This window comes from Magnetospirillum sp. 15-1 (assembly GCF_900184795.1).
Lineage (GTDB): Bacteria > Pseudomonadota > Alphaproteobacteria > Rhodospirillales > Magnetospirillaceae > Phaeospirillum.
The window spans coordinates 311,680-326,402 of the sequence record NZ_FXXN01000024.1 but is presented as its reverse complement, the minus strand read 5'-3'; the positions used below and the strand labels follow the sequence as shown (position 1 = coordinate 326,402).

Sequence of the window (14,723 nt, the reverse complement as noted above, 5' to 3'; positions counted from 1 at the left end):
GCTGTTACTCTTCGCGGGTCAGCTGGGGACGGTCGACCTTGACGCCGATGGAGGCGTTGAGGGCGGCGATGTACTGGTCGGCGATGTCGGTGGCGACGGCCTGCGACACGCGCTGGCGGGCCGCCTGGGTCACGGCCGGGTTGGCGGCGAGGTCGAAGGCCACCACGCTGGTCAGGCGGGCCACCAGGGTGCCGCCCTGGACCGGAGCGATGGCGACGCCGCCCGGCTGCGCCTTGAACAGTTCGGCGACGATGGTGGCGGGCAGGGGAGAGCCCTCGGCCGGCTCGCGGGTGAAGGGCTTGGCGGTTTCCAGCTTGGCGCCGGCCGCCTGGGCCACCTGGGCGGCGCTTTCACCGGCCGTGATGCGCTCGGCCAGCTTCTGGGCCTTGTCGCGGGCCTGTTCCTGGCGGCGTTCGGCCTGCCAGGTGGCGACCACTTCGGCCTTGATGTCGGCCAGCGGCTTGGGGGCCGGCGGGGTGACACCGTCGACGCGCAGCAGGAAGTAGCCGTTGTTGGGCACCTCGGTCAGCGGGCTTTCGGTGTTCTGGTCGGTGTGGAAGGCCACGTCGAGGAACTGATCCGATTTGGGCAGGTCGGCCACCGGCTTGCCGTTGGCGCCGCGTCCCTGGGCATCCACCGCCGCGATCTTCACGGTCTTGAGGTTATGGCGCTTGGCCGCCTCTTCCAGGGAGGCGCCGCCCCCCAGGGCGTCTTCCACCTTGTTGGCCAGTTCGGACAGGCCGTCCAGGGCCTTTTCCTTGCGCAGGTCCTGCTCCAGCTGAGCCTTGGCCTCGGCGAAGGGTCGGACGCGGCCGGCCTGAATCTGGGTCACCTTGACCACATGCCAGCCCAGCGCGGTCTTGACCGGCTGGCCGGTGGCGCCGGCCGACAGCTTGAACACCGCCTCGGCCAGCCCCTCGGGCAGGTCACCCTTTTCGACGGTGCCCAGCTCGATGATCTCGGCGCCGAGCGCCTTGGCGACGGCCGCCAGATCCTTGCCCTCGGTCACCATGTCGGTGGCCTTGGCCGCCGACGACTGTTCGTCGAAGACGATCTGCGACACGGTGCGGCGCTCGGGCGTGGAGAATTCCTCGATGCGCTGCTGATAGGCCTCGCGCACCATGGCCTCGTCGATGTCGGCGCCGCCCGTCACGTCGGAGGGACGCAGCAGCAGCACGGTCAGCGCCCGGAATTCCGGCGCCATGAAGCGGCTGACATTGTCCTTGTAATAGGTCTCGAGCTGGGCCGCCTCGGGGGCGGGCGGCAGCGGGGTGGAATCGTCCTTGATCACGAAGGTCTCGGCCACCCGGCGCTCCTCGCGCCAGGCCAGCAGCGGATCGGTCAGCGCCTGGGGCGCGCCGATGCCGGCGGCGACGGTCTCCACCATCTGGTTGCGCACCATGTTGGTGCGCTCGGTCTTCATGAAGCTGTCCTCGGTATAACCCAGCCGGGCGAGACGCGAGCGGAACAGGTCGCGGTCGAACTGCCCGGTCGGTCCCTTGAAGGCCGGGTTGGAGGCCACGCGGCGCAGGATGGTCTCGTCGGTGGCGGCCAGCCCCAGGGAGCGCGCCGCCTCGTCGATCAGGGTCCGGGCGATCAGCGAATCGATGGTGCGGTCGAGCATGCCCATCTTGCGGGCGTCCTCGGCGGTCAGCTTGCCGCCGAACAGCGGCTGCAGGCGCTCGACCTCGCGCTTGAACTCGGCCATGACCTCGGCGGCCGATATGGAGGTGCGGCCGATCTCGATGGCCGGACTGCGGCCCACGCCGCCGCGCACCACGTCGCCGGCGCCCCAGGCCACGAAGCTCAGAGCCAGCAAGGCGAACAGCAACCTGACGACCCAGGTCTTCGAAGCAGTACGGAATACGTCGAGCATGGAGGCGCCTGAGTCCGAAAAAGATGTTGGGACGCGCCGGATACCGGCCGTCCTGGGCAGGGCGCATAATAAGGAGGGGGCCGGGGGGCCGCAACATGGAAGTGGCCCCCCGGTTGCCGCTTTTCCCCTCTCGGCAGCCGTCGCCGAAAGGCATATCGACCGTAAATGGGGCGAAATGTTGTTGCGGAAAAACCCTGGAATCTGTGTATATAATAAAAATCGAAGGTAAGCTGGTTCTTATAAGCCGGCACCAACCATAAGAACGCAGGGGAGCCCATGTCGTCCAAGCCGCTCTACGTGATGCTGTGCTCTGGGGAGCACGAGAAAATTCAGCTGGCCGCCATGGTGGCCTCGGTGGCCGCCGTCTCCGACCGGCCGGTCGAGGTGTTCGTCACCATGAACGCCGTCCTGGCTTTCGAGCGGGGCAAGAGCCCGGCCGAACGCTATCACGGCGGCCACTTCCATGAGATGTTCATGACCCAGAAGGTCCCCGACGCCATCGAGTTGTTCGAGCAGGGCAAGATGCTGGGCGAGATGAAGATGTGGGCCTGTTCCCTGGTGCTCGATCTCAAGCACTGGGAGTGCGAGACGCATCTGACCGAGGGGCTGTTCGACGGTCCCATGGGCCTTGCCAAGTTCCTGGCCGATGCCGAGGGCGGCGAACTCATCACCATTTAGCGCTCCAATTTGGCTGACATCTTTAAAAAAGGAAGAACACCATGGCCGAACGCCAGAAGATCGACGCCCGCGGCGCCTTTTGCCCGGGTCCGCTGATGGAACTGATCGCCGCTCTCAAGCTGGCGTCCATCGGCGACGAGGTGGATGTGTGGTCGTCCGACAAGGGGTCGGCCTCGGACATCCCCGCCTGGTGCGCCAAGGTCGGCCACGCCGTGGTCGAAACCTCGGAACATGACGGGTATTGGAGCGTCGTGGTGCGCAAGGCCAAATAGGCGTACACTACCCACCAAATCAACGCCAAGATGGCGTGATAAGTGCCGCAAAGACGGCATAGGTGAACTATAGATACACCAATACTCTCGTAGGGAGGGAGTTCATGTCGAAGACGATTCTGATCGTCGGCGGGGGGCTTGCGGGCACCATCGTCGCCAATGGTATCTGTCGCCAGATGGGGACCGAGCTGCGTTCCGGCGCGCTCAACATCACCATGCTGGGCACCAGCGAGACCCATATGTACCAGCCGGGTCTGCTGTATATCCCCTTCGGCCGCATGCGCGAGGCCGAGCTGTTCCGCGACCAGCGCAAGGTGCTGGACAAGCGCGTCAACTTCTTCGTCGATCCGGCCAAGAATATCGACGTCGAGAAGAACCAGGTCACCACCGAGGCCGGCCGCACCTTCAAGTACGACTATCTGGTGCTGGCCACCGGCTCGCGCATCATGCCGCAGACCATCCCCGGCATGCAGGAGGGCGGCCACTGGTTCTACGACCTGGACGGCGCCCGCAAGCTGCGCACCGCGCTGAGCGAGTTCAAGGGCGGCAAGATCGTCATCAACGTCAACGCTCCCCACAAGTGCCCGGTGGCACCGCTGGAGGTGGCGTTCATGCTGCATGACTACCTCAAGGCCAAGGGCCTGTGGGACAAGACCGAGCTGACCTACACCTATCCCATCGGCCGCCTGCACGCCCTCGAGCCCGTCGCCCATTGGGCCAAGCCGGAATTCGAGAAGCTGGGCATCAAGTACGAGACCTTCTTCAACACCGAGAGCGTCGATCCGGGGAAGAAGACCATCACCTCCATGGAAGGCTCCGAGCTTCCCTACGACCTGCTGATCACCATACCGCCCCACCAGGGCGCCCAGGTGATCGACGATTCCGGTCTGGGCAAGGGCGGCTGGGTGCCGACCAACACCAAGACCCTGCACCGCGAGGGCTCGGCCAACGTCTTCGTGGTCGGCGACACCACCAACATTCCGATCTCCAAGGCCGGGTCCACCGCCCATTTCGAGGCCGACGTCACCATCGACAACCTGGTGTCGCTGTGCCAGGAGAATACCTTCGCCCGCGAATACGACGGCAAGGTGTTCTGCTTCGTCGAGACCGGACTGGGCAGCGGCACCTATGTGTGGTTCAACTACACCACGCCGCCCAATCCCGGGCCGCCGTCGCAGATGATCCACTGGTTCAAGCTGGCCTATAACCGGCTGTACTGGCTGTCGGCCCGCGGCCTGCTCTAGGAGGGGCGCCATGAACGAGATCCCGAAGATCGAGGTCGACGCCTCCACCAACGAAATGGCCCGTCTGGTCCAAGGCGTGCGCGACGCCCTGTCCGATTCCATGGTCGAGCGCCTGACCGGCACGGCCGGCAACGCGCTGGAGGTGGTGGACAAGCTCAACGAGCCCGACGTCAAGGACGGCCTGCTCAGCCTGCTCGACGCCGTCGGCACCCTGCAGCGCACCGGCGCGCTGCAGACGGTGATCGACGCTTTGTTCATGCTGCACGCCATGCGCTCGGCGGCCACCGATTCCATGGTGGACCGCGCCTTCTCCTTCATCGAGCACATGGCCAACAATCTGGGAACCGAGGACCTCGCCACCCTGGCCCACGAGGCCAAGGGCGCCATGGAGGACGCCATCGATTCCTGCAATATTCCCGGCGGCGGCGGCGGCCTGCTCGGCACCATGCGCATGCTGTCCCAGAGGGAAACACAGGAGGCGCTGCGCTTCATGCTGTCCTTCTCGTGCTCGCTCAAGAAACGCGCCGTCTATCTGGCCAAAAGCCCGCAGGTCTGAGCCTGCGGCCGAGGCGACATTCATGGGGCGGGGCCGGAAACGGCTCCGCCCTGTTTTTTGGCCTGTAGCCCTAGCCTTTCTGGTGGTATATGGCCCGCAGCAATTTCCGTCAGGCAAGGGGAGACGCCGCCATGACCACTCGACGCAAGCTGATCGCCGGTAACTGGAAGATGAACGGCCTCAAGGCCGACGGTCTGGCCCTGGCCAAGGGGCTCGCCGACAAGCTGGCTTCCGCCTCGCCCGATTGCGACATGCTGGTCTGTCCGCCCTTCACCCTGATCGCTCCCGTCGCCGATGCGCTGGCCGGCTCCAAGCTGGCGGTGGGCGGCCAGGATTGCCATGCCAAGACCTCGGGCGCCCATACCGGCGACACTTCGCCGGCCATGCTGGCCGATCTGGGCTGCAAGTACGCCATCGTCGGCCATTCCGAGCGCCGCACCGACCACGCCGAGACCGACGCGGTGGTCAAGGCCAAGGCGGTCGCCGCCCAGGCCGCCGGGCTGGTGGCCATCGTCTGTATCGGCGAGACCCTGGCCCAGCGCGATGCCGGCCAGACCATCGAGGTCAACCGCTCGCAGTTGAACGGTTCGCTGCCCGAAGGCGCCAATGCCGCCAACACCGTCATCGCCTACGAGCCGGTGTGGGCCATCGGCACCGGCCGCGTCGCCACTCCCGCCCAGGCGCAGGAAGTGCATGCCGCCATCCGCGCCGAGCTGGTCAAGCTGGTCGGGTCGGAGCAGGCCGGCAAGATGCGCATCCTCTACGGCGGCTCCATGAAGCCTGACAACGCCAGGGAATTGCTGGCCCTGCCCGATGTGGACGGCGGCCTGATCGGCGGCGCGGCCCTCAAGGTCGCGGATTTCTGGGCCATCGCCGAGAGCTGCTGACAACAGCCTGGGGATAACCGGCGGCATTAGGAACTTTGCACTAGCCTTCCGCCGCCGCCGGGGCTAAAAACGCCTGCAACAAATCCTTCGCGCCCGAGGCCGGTTCCGTATGGGACCCGGTCGCGGGCGGCCAATTTTCCGGTGGGTCTTCCATGGACGTCTTTCCGATCATCCTCGTTATTCACCTGATCCTCGCCGTGGCGCTGGTGGGAGCCATCCTGCTGCAGCGGAGCGAGGGCGGGGCCCTTGGTATCGGGGGCGGCGGTGGTGGCGGGCTGATGACCGGCCGGGCGGCCGGCAATCTGCTGACGCGGACCACCGCCATTCTGGCGACCTCGTTCTTCGTGACCAGCCTGGCGCTGGCCTTGCTGGCCAATTCGCGCACCGGCGGCGGCTCACCGTTCGACAAGCTGAACAATACCACGGCCGTTCCCGCCGCTCCGGCGGTACCGGCCGAGCCTGCCGCTCCTAGCGCGCCGTTGTCGCGCTAGGGTCGCTGCAGACCGAAATTTGAAGGGGGCGTTGCCGCCCGGCCAAGGGGCGGGGACGGCGTTTGGGGAAACGAAAAGCGAGGGCGAAAGTCCGATGACCCGTTTCATCTTCATCACCGGCGGTGTGGTTTCCTCGCTTGGCAAGGGCCTGGCCTCGGCGGCGCTGGGGGCGCTGCTCCAGGCGCGCGGATTCAAGGTCCGCCTGCGCAAGCTGGACCCGTACCTGAACGTGGACCCGGGCACCATGAGCCCGTACCAGCACGGCGAGGTCTATGTCACCGACGACGGTGCCGAGACCGACCTGGACCTGGGGCATTACGAGCGCTTCACCGGCGTGCCGTCGCGCAAGAGCGACAACATCACCACCGGGCGCATCTATTCCAACGTGATCGCCAAGGAACGGCGCGGCGACTATCTGGGCGCCACCGTCCAGGTGATTCCCCACGTCACCGACGCCATCAAGGAATTCGTCAAAAGCGATCTGACGGACGAGGATTTCTGTCTGTGCGAGATCGGCGGCACGGTGGGCGACATCGAAAGCCTGCCGTTCCTGGAGGCCATCCGCCAGCTGGGCAACGAGCTGGGGCGCGAGCGCACCATGTTCGTGCACCTGACCCTGGTGCCGTACATTCCGTCGGCCGGCGAACTGAAGACCAAGCCGACCCAGCACTCGGTCAAGGAACTGCTGTCGGTGGGCATCCAGCCCGATATGCTGATGTGCCGCTGCGACCGCGAAATCCCCGAAGGCGACCGCCGCAAGATCGCGCTGTTCTGCAACGTGGCGCCCGATGCGGTCATTCCGGCGCTGGACGTGGACACCATCTATCAGGTGCCCATTTCCTACCACGAGCAGGGCATGGACGCCGTGGTCTGCCGCCATTTCGGCCTGAACGCGCCGATGCCGGACCTCAAGCGCTGGTCGACCATCGTCGATCGCATCCGCCAGCCCGAGGGCGAGGTCACCATCGCCATCGTCGGCAAGTACATCAGCCTGCTGGACAGCTACAAGTCCCTGGCCGAGGCGCTGCATCACGGCGGCATCGCCAACAACGTCAAGGTCAACCTCAACTGGATCGACAGCCAGATCTTCGAGCAGGGCGACGTGGTCCAGCATCTGGAGCCCTGCGACGGCATCCTGGTGCCCGGCGGCTTCGGCGAGCGCGGCGCCTTCGGCAAGGTCGAGGCGGTGCGCTTCGCCCGCGAGCGCAAGGTTCCCTATTTCGGCATCTGCTTCGGCATGCAGATGGCGGTGATCGAGGCGGCCCGCAATCTGGCCGGCATCTCCCAGGCCAGCTCCACCGAATTCGGTCCGTGCGAGGCCCCGGTGGTCGGCCTGATGACCGAATGGGTGCGCGGCAACTCCACCGAGAAGCGTGAGGTGGGCGGCGACCTGGGCGGCTCCATGCGGCTCGGCGCCTATGAATGCCACCTGAAGGCGGAATCGCGCGTGCGCGAGATCTATGGCGCCGAGCGCATCAGCGAGCGTCATCGCCATCGCTACGAGGTCAATCTGGACTACAAGGACGCGCTGGAGAAGACCGGCCTGTCGTTCTCCGGCCTGTCGCCCGACGGCGTCCTGCCCGAGATCGTCGAGATTCCCGACCATCCCTGGTTCGTCGGCGTCCAGTTCCATCCCGAGCTGAAGTCCAAGCCCTTCGATCCGCATCCGCTGTTCACCAGCTTTATCGCGGCGGCGGTTCGCCAATCTCGCCTGGTATAAAGGCTGCAGCCATGACCAATGCGCTCCATCACGTTGCCGTCAATGACGATGTCATTCTCGGCAACGACCTGCCTTTGGTGTTGATCGCCGGGCCTTGCCAGATGGAGAGCCGGGAGCATGCCCTGGAATGCGCCGAGGCGCTGAAGATCATCGCCGCCGAGGCGGGCGTCTCGCTGATCTACAAATCGTCGTTCGACAAGGCCAACCGTACCTCGCTGGCCGGCCAGCGAGGCGTCGGGCTGGACAAGGCCATTCCCATCTTCGCCGAGATCAAGGCCAAGCTGGGCCTGCCGGTGCTGACCGACGTCCATACCGAGGAACAGTGCACCATCGCCGCCAAGGTGGCCGACGTGCTGCAGATTCCCGCCTTCCTCTGCCGCCAGACCGACCTGCTGGTCGCCGCCGGACGCTCGGGGGCGGTCATCAACGTCAAGAAGGGCCAGTTCCTGGCGCCCTGGGACATGGCCAACGTGGCCGCCAAGATCGAAAGCACCGGCAACTCGCGCATCCTGCTGACCGAGCGCGGCGCCAGTTTCGGCTACAACACCCTGGTCACCGACATGCGCGGCCTGCCCATCATGGCGCGGACCGGCTGGCCGGTGATCATGGACGCCACCCACGCCGTGCAGGCGCCGGGCGGACAGGGCAATTCGTCGGGCGGCGACCGCCGCTTCGCCCCCGTCCTGGCGCGGGCCGCCGTCGCCATCGGCGTTGCCGGCGTGTTCGTGGAATGCCATCCCGATCCCGATCATGCGCCGTCCGACGGCCCCAACATGATCGCCATGAAGGATATGCCGGCGCTGATCGAGGTGTTGATGAAGCTCGACGCCACCGCCAAGTGCCATCCCGTTTCCATTGACTGATCCCAGTCGTTCCAGGGGAGAGTACCGATGACCGCCATTATCGATATCCATGGCCGCGAGATTCTCGACTCGCGTGGCAATCCCACCGTCGAGGTCGACGTGGTGCTGGAGACCGGCGTGATCGGCCGCGCGGCCGTTCCGTCGGGTGCTTCCACCGGCGTTCACGAGGCGTGCGAGCTGCGCGATGGCGACAAGACGCGCTATCTCGGCAAGGGCGTGCAGAAGGCCTGTGATTCGGTCAATGGCGAGATCTACGACGCCCTGTCGGGCATGGATGTCGAGGACCAGATCCTGCTCGACAAGACCATGATCGATCTGGACGGCACCCCCAACAAGGCCCGCCTGGGCGCCAACGCCATCCTGGGCGTCTCGCTGGCCGCCGCCAAGGCCGCCGCCGAGGAATCCGGCCTGCCGCTCTACCGCTATGTGGGCGGCGCCTTCGCCTCCACCTTGCCGGTGCCCATGATGAACATCATCAACGGCGGGGCGCACGCCGACAACCCCATCGACATCCAGGAATTCATGATCATGCCGGTGGGCGCCTCGTCGTGCTCCGAGGCCATCCGCATGGGCGCCGAGGTGTTCCACGCGCTCAAGAAGACCCTGAAGGACGCCGGCCACAACACCAATGTGGGTGACGAAGGCGGCTTCGCTCCCAACCTGAAGAGCGCCGAGATGGCTCTCGACTTCATCATGAAGTCCATCGAGAGCGCCGGTTACAAGCCGGGCGAGGACATCATGCTGGCGCTCGACTGTGCCTCCTCCGAATTCTTCAAGGAGGGCAAGTACGTCATGGCGGGCGCCAAGAAGACCTATGACCAGAAGGGCCTGGTCAAGTTCTACGCCAAGCTGGTCGGCTCCTATCCGATCATCTCCATCGAGGATGGCTGTGCCGAGGACGATCTGGAGGGCTGGGAACTGCTGACCGACGCCCTGGGCGCCAAGGTGCAGCTGGTGGGCGACGATCTGTTCGTCACCAACCCCGAGCGCCTGTCCATGGGCATCGACAAGGGCCTGGCCAATTCCATCCTGGTGAAGGTCAACCAGATCGGCACCCTGTCCGAGACCCTGGAAGCCGTCGACATGGCCCACAAGGCCGGCTACACCGCCGTCATGAGCCATCGTTCGGGCGAGACCGAGGACTCGACCATCGCCGATCTGGCCGTCGCCACCAATTGCGGCCAGATCAAGACCGGCTCGCTGTCGCGTTCCGACCGTATCGCCAAGTACAACCAGTTGATCCGCATCGAGGAGTTGCTGGGCTCGGCCGCCCGCTATGCCGGCACGGCCATCATGCGGCGCTAAGGCCTCGGCCATTGCGAGAAATGAGCGGCCGGGCAGGGAACTGCCCGGCCGTTCTCATTTTCGCGGATGGCGGCCCTACGGCAGAACCCGGGCGGCCGAACCGTCCGGCGGGCAGATATCGAGATAGATTTGATCGACCAGCAATTGGGCGATGCCCGGTGACAGGTCGGTATCGTTGGCCAACAGGACGACCCGCGCCGCCATCCTCTGGTCGGCACTGTCCAGCCCGGCCCGGCGGGCGGCGGAAACGGCGGACAGTATGGTGTCATAGACCGATCTGGACATGGATATCGCCTCCGCTTGAGCGGATGGATCTTCCATCCATGGCTACAATGGCAAATCAGGCGTCTCGGATACGAGACTCAGTTGTGAATGAATTGTAAGTCAACTTGACGGGAAGATGCCGCTTCGTGACAGGAGACAAGGGTATTTCCGCAGGGGGCGGCGGTTAACCAGGCGTCGACAGACCATGGTTAACATTATAGTATTTCTACATAACTCATGAATTGGCGGGTTGGCCTTTTTGAAATGGTTGGTATGCCGCGTCCATCCATGCTGCTTGCGGTGCTCCTTCTGGCGATGGCGCTCCGGGCGCCGCCCGCCGGAGCCGCCGAGCCGACTGACCCCGCCAATCCGAACGTAATTATTGCCGCTTTCAATGAAGCGCCGCCCATGGCCTATACCAATGCCAAGGGCCGGCTCGACGGGGCGCTGTTCCGGGTGGCGCGCTCATTGTTCGCAGCGGCCGGCATACCCTGGCAGGGCATGGCCTATCCGACCCTGAGGCTTCTCAAGGGGCTGCAGGATGGCAGCTTCAACTTTTCCATGCTGGTCCGCATGCCGGCCCTGGACGAGTGCTGCCTGTTCAGTTCGGAGCCGGTGGTCATCCAGGAGCCGAGAGTCTATTTCCTGGCCGGCAAGACACCGGTTTCCAGCAAGGAAGACCTGGCCGGGCATTCGCTGATCGTCGTCAATGGTTTCACCTATGGCGGCATGATCAATCATTTCAATAACCCCGCCAATCGGGTGACCCTGGAAAAAGCCGAGACGCTGGATGCCGCCTTTCGGATGCTGGCGGCGGAGCGGGCCGATTACCTGCTGTCCTACGAGATCAATGCCCGCACCGTCCTGGCCGCCCGCCCGATCGACGGCCTGGAATCTAGGGTTATCGGCCGAATTCCCGTCTATCTGGTTCTGTCCCGAACCTACCCCGATGCCGATGCCGTCCTTGCCCGGCTGGAGCGGCTGGTCAAAGCCATGAACCTGCCGGTGATCATGGCAGAGGATTAGCGGGTAGCCGGATCGCTTCACCGCCATCCATAGTGATAACCGACAAAGCCGCTTGAAACTTGCCGCATTGCACCAAATATGCAAAGACTTACCGAATTAATCCGGAGAGCTTTGCCGTGAGCCGTTCGACCCTGATCCATCCCTTTTCCGAACCGCCGGCGACCGCGCAATTGCTGGAGGTGGCGCCGGGGGTGCGGTGGATTCGCATGCCGCTGCCCTTTGCCCTTGATCATATCAATCTGTGGGTTCTGGACGATGGCGACGGGGTGGTGCTGGTCGATACCGGTCTGGGCAACGACGCTACAAAGGCCCTGTGGGAGGAGATTTTCGCCGGGCCGCTGAAGGGCGTAAAGGTCAACCGGCTGATCGCCACCCACTTCCATCCCGACCACATGGGGCTCGCCGGCTGGCTGAGCGGGAGGCTGGGGGTCGACCTTACCGCCATGATGCGCGAATGGCTGTTCGCTCGCATGCTGTGGCTGGAGGACAGTGCCGATTTCGTTGCCAACCAACTGCATTACTACACCCGCATCGGCCTGGATGCCGAGCAGTTGGAAGGGGTGAAGGAACGGCGCAACACCTATCGCTCGCGTATCGATATTATTCCGGTGCGGGTCATCGGCATCCGTCACGGCGATACCTTATCCATCGGCGGGCGCGCCTGGCGGGTGATCGAGGGCGGCGGTCATTCCCCCGAGCATGCCTGCCTGTATTGCGAGGAGGCCGGGTTGCTGATCTCCGGCGATCAGGTCCTGCCGCGCATCTCGCCCATCGTCGGCGTCTGGCCGCAGCAGCCGGAATCCGAGCCGCTGTCCCTGTTTCTCGATGCCCTGGACCGTCTGCGCCAGCTCCCCGAGGAGACCCTGGTGCTGCCCTCCCACGGCCTGCCGTTCCAGGGGCTGCACACCCGCATCGACGAGCTCAAGGCCCATCACGCCGGGCGCCTGGACAAGACCCTGGAGGCCTGTGCCCAGCCGTCAACGGCGGTGCAGGTGCTGAGGGTGCTGTTCACCCGTCCGCTGGACGCCCATCAACTGGGCTTCGCCACCGGCGAGACCCTGGCCCACCTCCATCATCTGATGAAGCTGGGCTCCGTGGTGCGGATTCTGGAGGAAGACGGGGTGTGGCGGTATCGGCGGGCCTAGAAAGCCCCCGATATCAGCCGGCGCAGGCCACCCCTTCCGGCTTGCAATAAAGCCCGTACAGGGTGTCGATCACCGCGCGGGCCTCGATACCGGCCAGGGAATAGAAGATGGTCTGGGCCTGCCGTCTGGTGGTGACCAGGGAGTCGCGGCGCAGGCGGGCCAGATGCTGGGACAGCGCCGACTGGCTGAGGCCGATGATGCGTTCCAGCTCGCCCACCGATTTTTCACCGGGAAGCAGCTGACAGAGGATCATCAGACGGTGCTCGTTGCTCATGGCCTTCAGCAATGCGCTGGCCCGGCGGGCGCTTTCCTGAAGCTTTTCCAATTCCATGACACATTCCTCAGAACTCGAATATTTCATATATGATATCACTGATTCACGATAATTCAATCCATATACAAAACGGCGCCGCTCAAGAATGAGCGGCGCCGCCGTACCACATAATTTACTGTGTGTATTGTCAGGCGCTGACCGCGGCGCGGGTCTCGCCCAGGGCGGTCAGCACGGTCGCCACGATGCCCGAGGCGTTGAGGCCGATCTTCTCGTACTGGACCAGGGGGGCATCGTGCTCGACGAAGACGTCGGGCAAGGCCAGGGGGCGAACCTTGAGGCCGCGATCCAGGGCACCCTTGGAGGCCAGCAGGTGCAGCACATGGCTGCCGAAGCCGCCGACCGAGCCCTCCTCGACGGTGATCAGCACTTCATGCTCGCGCGCCAGACGGAGAATCAGTTCCTCGTCCAGCGGCTTCATGAAGCGGGCATCCACCACGGTGGGGGCGAGGCCGCGAGCCGTCAGCTCGTCGGCGGCCTTGAGAACCTCGGCCAGACGGGTGCCCAGCGACAGGATGGCGACCCGGTTGCCTTCGCGCATCACGCGGCCCTTGCCGATGGGCATCACCGAGCCGCGCTCGGGCAGTTCGATGCCGACACCCTCGCCGCGCGGATAGCGGAAGGCCGAGGGGCGGTCGTCGATGGATACGGCGGTGGCGACGGCGTGCATCAGTTCGGCCTCGTCGGACGGACACATGATGACGATGTCGGGCAGGCAGCCCAGGAAGGCCATGTCGTAGGAGCCGGCATGGGTGGCGCCGTCGGCGCCCACCAGACCGGCCCGGTCGATGGCGAAGCGCACGGGGAGACGCTGCAGCACCACGTCGTGCTGTACCTGGTCGTAGGCGCGCTGCAGGAACGACGAATAGATGGCGCAGAACGGCTTGAAGCCCTCGGTGGCCAGACCGCCGGCGAAGGTCACCGCATGCTGTTCGGCGATGCCCACGTCGAAGGTGCGCGCCGGGAAGCGGTCACCGAACTTGTCGAGGCCGGTTCCCGCCGGCATGGCGGCGGTGATGGCGACGACGCGGTCGTCCACCTCGGCTTCGGCGATCAGCGCCTTGGAGAACACCGAGGTATAGGACGGCGCGTTGGCCTTGGGCTTCTCCAACTGGCCGGTCAGCACGTCGAAGCGGCCGACGCCGTGATACTTGTCGGCGGCGGCCTCGGCCGGCGGATAGCCGCGGCCCTTCTTGGTCACCACGTGCAGCAGCACCGGACGGGTCTCGTCGGAATCGCGGACGTTCTTCAGTACCGGCAGCAGGTGCTCGAAATTATGGCCGTCGATGGGGCCGATGTAATAGAAGCCCAGCTCCTCGAACAGCGTGCCGCCGCCGGAGACCATGCCGCGGGCGTATTCCTCGGCGCGGCCCATGGCCCGCTCGAGGGGAGGCGGCAGCAGGTGGGCCAGATCCTTCACCAGATGGCGGAGCGAATGGTAGGACGGCGACGACAGCAGGCGCGACAGGTGGGCGGAGAGCGCGCCGACCGGCGGGGCAATGGACATATCGTTGTCGTTGAGGATGACGATCAGGCGCGAGCCCGCCGCCCCGGCGTTGTTCATGGCCTCGTAGGCCTGCCCGGCGCTCATGGCGCCGTCGCCGATCACCGCGATGACGTTGTTGGTGGCGCCCTTGAGATCGCGCGCCACCGCCATGCCCAGCGCCGCCGAGATGGAGGTGGAGGAGTGGCCGGCGCCGAAGGGGTCGTATTCGCTCTCCGACCGGCGGGTGAAGCCCGACAGGCCGCCGCCCTGGCGCATGGTGCGCATGCGGCTACGGCGCCCGGTGAGGATCTTGTGGGGATAGGCCTGATGGCCCACGTCCCAGATCAGCCGGTCGCGCGGCGTGTCGAAGATGTGGTGCAGCGCCACGGTCAGTTCGGCGACGCCCAGGCCGGCCCCCAGATGGCCGCCGGTGAACGATACCGACTGGATCATTTCCTGGCGGACCTCGTAGGTCAGCTGTTCCAGCTCCTCGATGGTGAAGTCGCGGATGTCGGCCGGACTCGACACGCGGTCGAGCAGGGACGACTTGGGCTTTCCGGTGACGGGGGGAGGAGTCAT

15 protein-coding genes are annotated in these 14,723 nt (G+C 65.2%); 11 read left to right on the top strand and 4 right to left on the bottom strand.

Going from position 1 to position 14,723, the window contains the following annotated elements; all coding sequences use genetic code 11:
• Positions 1 to 4: 4 nt before the first annotated feature.
• Positions 5 to 1,876, bottom strand: coding sequence for a peptidyl-prolyl cis-trans isomerase (locus CP958_RS12785; RefSeq protein ID WP_096702325.1), 1,872 nt, complete (start codon positions 1,874 to 1,876; stop codon positions 5 to 7).
• 276 nt (positions 1,877 to 2,152) lie between these two features.
• On the opposite strand from CP958_RS12785, the gene CP958_RS12780 reads away from it, so the two are divergent.
• The 9 genes from CP958_RS12780 (at position 2,153) to eno (ending at position 9,892) form a co-directional block, all read left to right on the top strand.
• Complete coding sequence (locus tag CP958_RS12780; RefSeq protein WP_096702324.1) at positions 2,153 to 2,554, top strand: hypothetical protein; 402 nt, start codon at positions 2,153 to 2,155, stop codon at positions 2,552 to 2,554.
• A gap of 41 nt (positions 2,555 to 2,595) precedes the next feature.
• Entirely contained in the window at positions 2,596 to 2,826 is a 231-nt protein-coding gene (locus tag CP958_RS12775) for a sulfurtransferase TusA family protein (protein ID WP_011384221.1), read from the top strand.
• 104 nt (positions 2,827 to 2,930) lie between these two features.
• Positions 2,931 to 4,070: an FAD/NAD(P)-binding oxidoreductase gene (locus CP958_RS12770; RefSeq protein WP_096702323.1), complete on the top strand. Its 1,140-nt coding sequence runs from the start codon at positions 2,931 to 2,933 to the stop codon at positions 4,068 to 4,070.
• A gap of 10 nt (positions 4,071 to 4,080) precedes the next feature.
• On the top strand, positions 4,081 to 4,626 hold the full coding sequence (locus CP958_RS12765) for a hypothetical protein (protein ID WP_096702322.1): 546 nt from the start codon (positions 4,081 to 4,083) through the stop codon (positions 4,624 to 4,626).
• A 131-nt stretch (positions 4,627 to 4,757) separates the two neighbouring features.
• Complete coding sequence (gene tpiA / locus CP958_RS12760; protein WP_096702383.1) at positions 4,758 to 5,513, top strand: triose-phosphate isomerase; 756 nt, start codon at positions 4,758 to 4,760, stop codon at positions 5,511 to 5,513.
• A 152-nt stretch (positions 5,514 to 5,665) separates the two neighbouring features.
• The gene (gene secG, locus CP958_RS12755) at positions 5,666 to 6,004 is read left to right on the top strand and encodes a preprotein translocase subunit SecG (protein ID WP_096702321.1); all 339 of its coding nucleotides are present in this window, start codon (positions 5,666 to 5,668) and stop codon (positions 6,002 to 6,004) included.
• A 94-nt stretch (positions 6,005 to 6,098) separates the two neighbouring features.
• Positions 6,099 to 7,724 carry a CTP synthase gene (locus CP958_RS12750; protein ID WP_096702320.1) on the top strand — a complete coding sequence of 542 codons (1,626 nt, stop codon included), beginning with the start codon at positions 6,099 to 6,101 and terminating at the stop codon, positions 7,722 to 7,724.
• Positions 7,725 to 7,735: 11 nt separating this feature from the next.
• Positions 7,736 to 8,587, top strand: coding sequence for a 3-deoxy-8-phosphooctulonate synthase (gene kdsA, locus CP958_RS12745; protein ID WP_096702319.1), 852 nt, complete (start codon positions 7,736 to 7,738; stop codon positions 8,585 to 8,587).
• 27 nt (positions 8,588 to 8,614) lie between these two features.
• A complete protein-coding gene (gene eno / locus CP958_RS12740; protein ID WP_096702318.1) occupies positions 8,615 to 9,892 on the top strand; it encodes a phosphopyruvate hydratase in 1,278 nt (425 codons plus the stop codon).
• 75 nt (positions 9,893 to 9,967) lie between these two features.
• Here eno and CP958_RS12735 read toward each other — a convergent pair whose 3' ends face one another.
• Positions 9,968 to 10,177, bottom strand: a complete 210-nt coding sequence (locus tag CP958_RS12735; protein WP_096702317.1) for a hypothetical protein — start codon at positions 10,175 to 10,177, stop codon at positions 9,968 to 9,970.
• A 216-nt stretch (positions 10,178 to 10,393) separates the two neighbouring features.
• Here CP958_RS12735 and CP958_RS12730 point away from each other — a divergent pair, with 216 nt between their 5' ends.
• Both CP958_RS12730 and CP958_RS12725 read left to right on the top strand, forming a co-directional pair.
• On the top strand, positions 10,394 to 11,182 hold the full coding sequence (locus CP958_RS12730) for a transporter substrate-binding domain-containing protein (protein WP_096702316.1): 789 nt from the start codon (positions 10,394 to 10,396) through the stop codon (positions 11,180 to 11,182).
• Between the two features lie 116 nt (positions 11,183 to 11,298).
• Positions 11,299 to 12,327, top strand: coding sequence for an MBL fold metallo-hydrolase (locus CP958_RS12725; protein ID WP_096702315.1), 1,029 nt, complete (start codon positions 11,299 to 11,301; stop codon positions 12,325 to 12,327).
• 13 nt (positions 12,328 to 12,340) lie between these two features.
• Here CP958_RS12725 and CP958_RS12720 read toward each other — a convergent pair whose 3' ends face one another.
• Both CP958_RS12720 and dxs read right to left on the bottom strand, forming a co-directional pair.
• The gene (locus tag CP958_RS12720) at positions 12,341 to 12,658 is read right to left on the bottom strand and encodes a metalloregulator ArsR/SmtB family transcription factor (protein WP_008615650.1); all 318 of its coding nucleotides are present in this window, start codon (positions 12,656 to 12,658) and stop codon (positions 12,341 to 12,343) included.
• 130 nt (positions 12,659 to 12,788) lie between these two features.
• Positions 12,789 to 14,723 (bottom strand): 1-deoxy-D-xylulose-5-phosphate synthase, encoded by a 1,935-nt coding sequence (dxs, locus tag CP958_RS12715; RefSeq protein ID WP_096702314.1) that lies wholly within the window; start codon positions 14,721 to 14,723, stop codon positions 12,789 to 12,791.

Coding starts and splice junctions, on each gene's coding strand:
- CP958_RS12770 (WP_096702323.1), top strand. CDS start 2,931: ATGTCGAAGACGATTCTGATCGTCGGCGGGGGGCTTGCGGGCACCATC.
- CP958_RS12750 (WP_096702320.1), top strand. CDS start 6,099: ATGACCCGTTTCATCTTCATCACCGGCGGTGTGGTTTCCTCGCTTGGC.
- CP958_RS12730 (WP_096702316.1), top strand. CDS start 10,394: ATGAATTGGCGGGTTGGCCTTTTTGAAATGGTTGGTATGCCGCGTCCA.
- CP958_RS12720 (WP_008615650.1), bottom strand. CDS start 12,658: ATGGAATTGGAAAAGCTTCAGGAAAGCGCCCGCCGGGCCAGCGCATTG.
- tpiA (WP_096702383.1), top strand. CDS start 4,758: ATGACCACTCGACGCAAGCTGATCGCCGGTAACTGGAAGATGAACGGC.
- eno (WP_096702318.1), top strand. CDS start 8,615: ATGACCGCCATTATCGATATCCATGGCCGCGAGATTCTCGACTCGCGT.
- dxs (WP_096702314.1), bottom strand. CDS start 14,723: ATGACTCCTCCCCCCGTCACCGGAAAGCCCAAGTCGTCCCTGCTCGAC.
- CP958_RS12780 (WP_096702324.1), top strand. CDS start 2,153: ATGTCGTCCAAGCCGCTCTACGTGATGCTGTGCTCTGGGGAGCACGAG.
- kdsA (WP_096702319.1), top strand. CDS start 7,736: ATGACCAATGCGCTCCATCACGTTGCCGTCAATGACGATGTCATTCTC.
- CP958_RS12735 (WP_096702317.1), bottom strand. CDS start 10,177: ATGTCCAGATCGGTCTATGACACCATACTGTCCGCCGTTTCCGCCGCC.
- CP958_RS12775 (WP_011384221.1), top strand. CDS start 2,596: ATGGCCGAACGCCAGAAGATCGACGCCCGCGGCGCCTTTTGCCCGGGT.
- CP958_RS12765 (WP_096702322.1), top strand. CDS start 4,081: ATGAACGAGATCCCGAAGATCGAGGTCGACGCCTCCACCAACGAAATG.
- CP958_RS12785 (WP_096702325.1), bottom strand. CDS start 1,876: ATGCTCGACGTATTCCGTACTGCTTCGAAGACCTGGGTCGTCAGGTTG.
- secG (WP_096702321.1), top strand. CDS start 5,666: ATGGACGTCTTTCCGATCATCCTCGTTATTCACCTGATCCTCGCCGTG.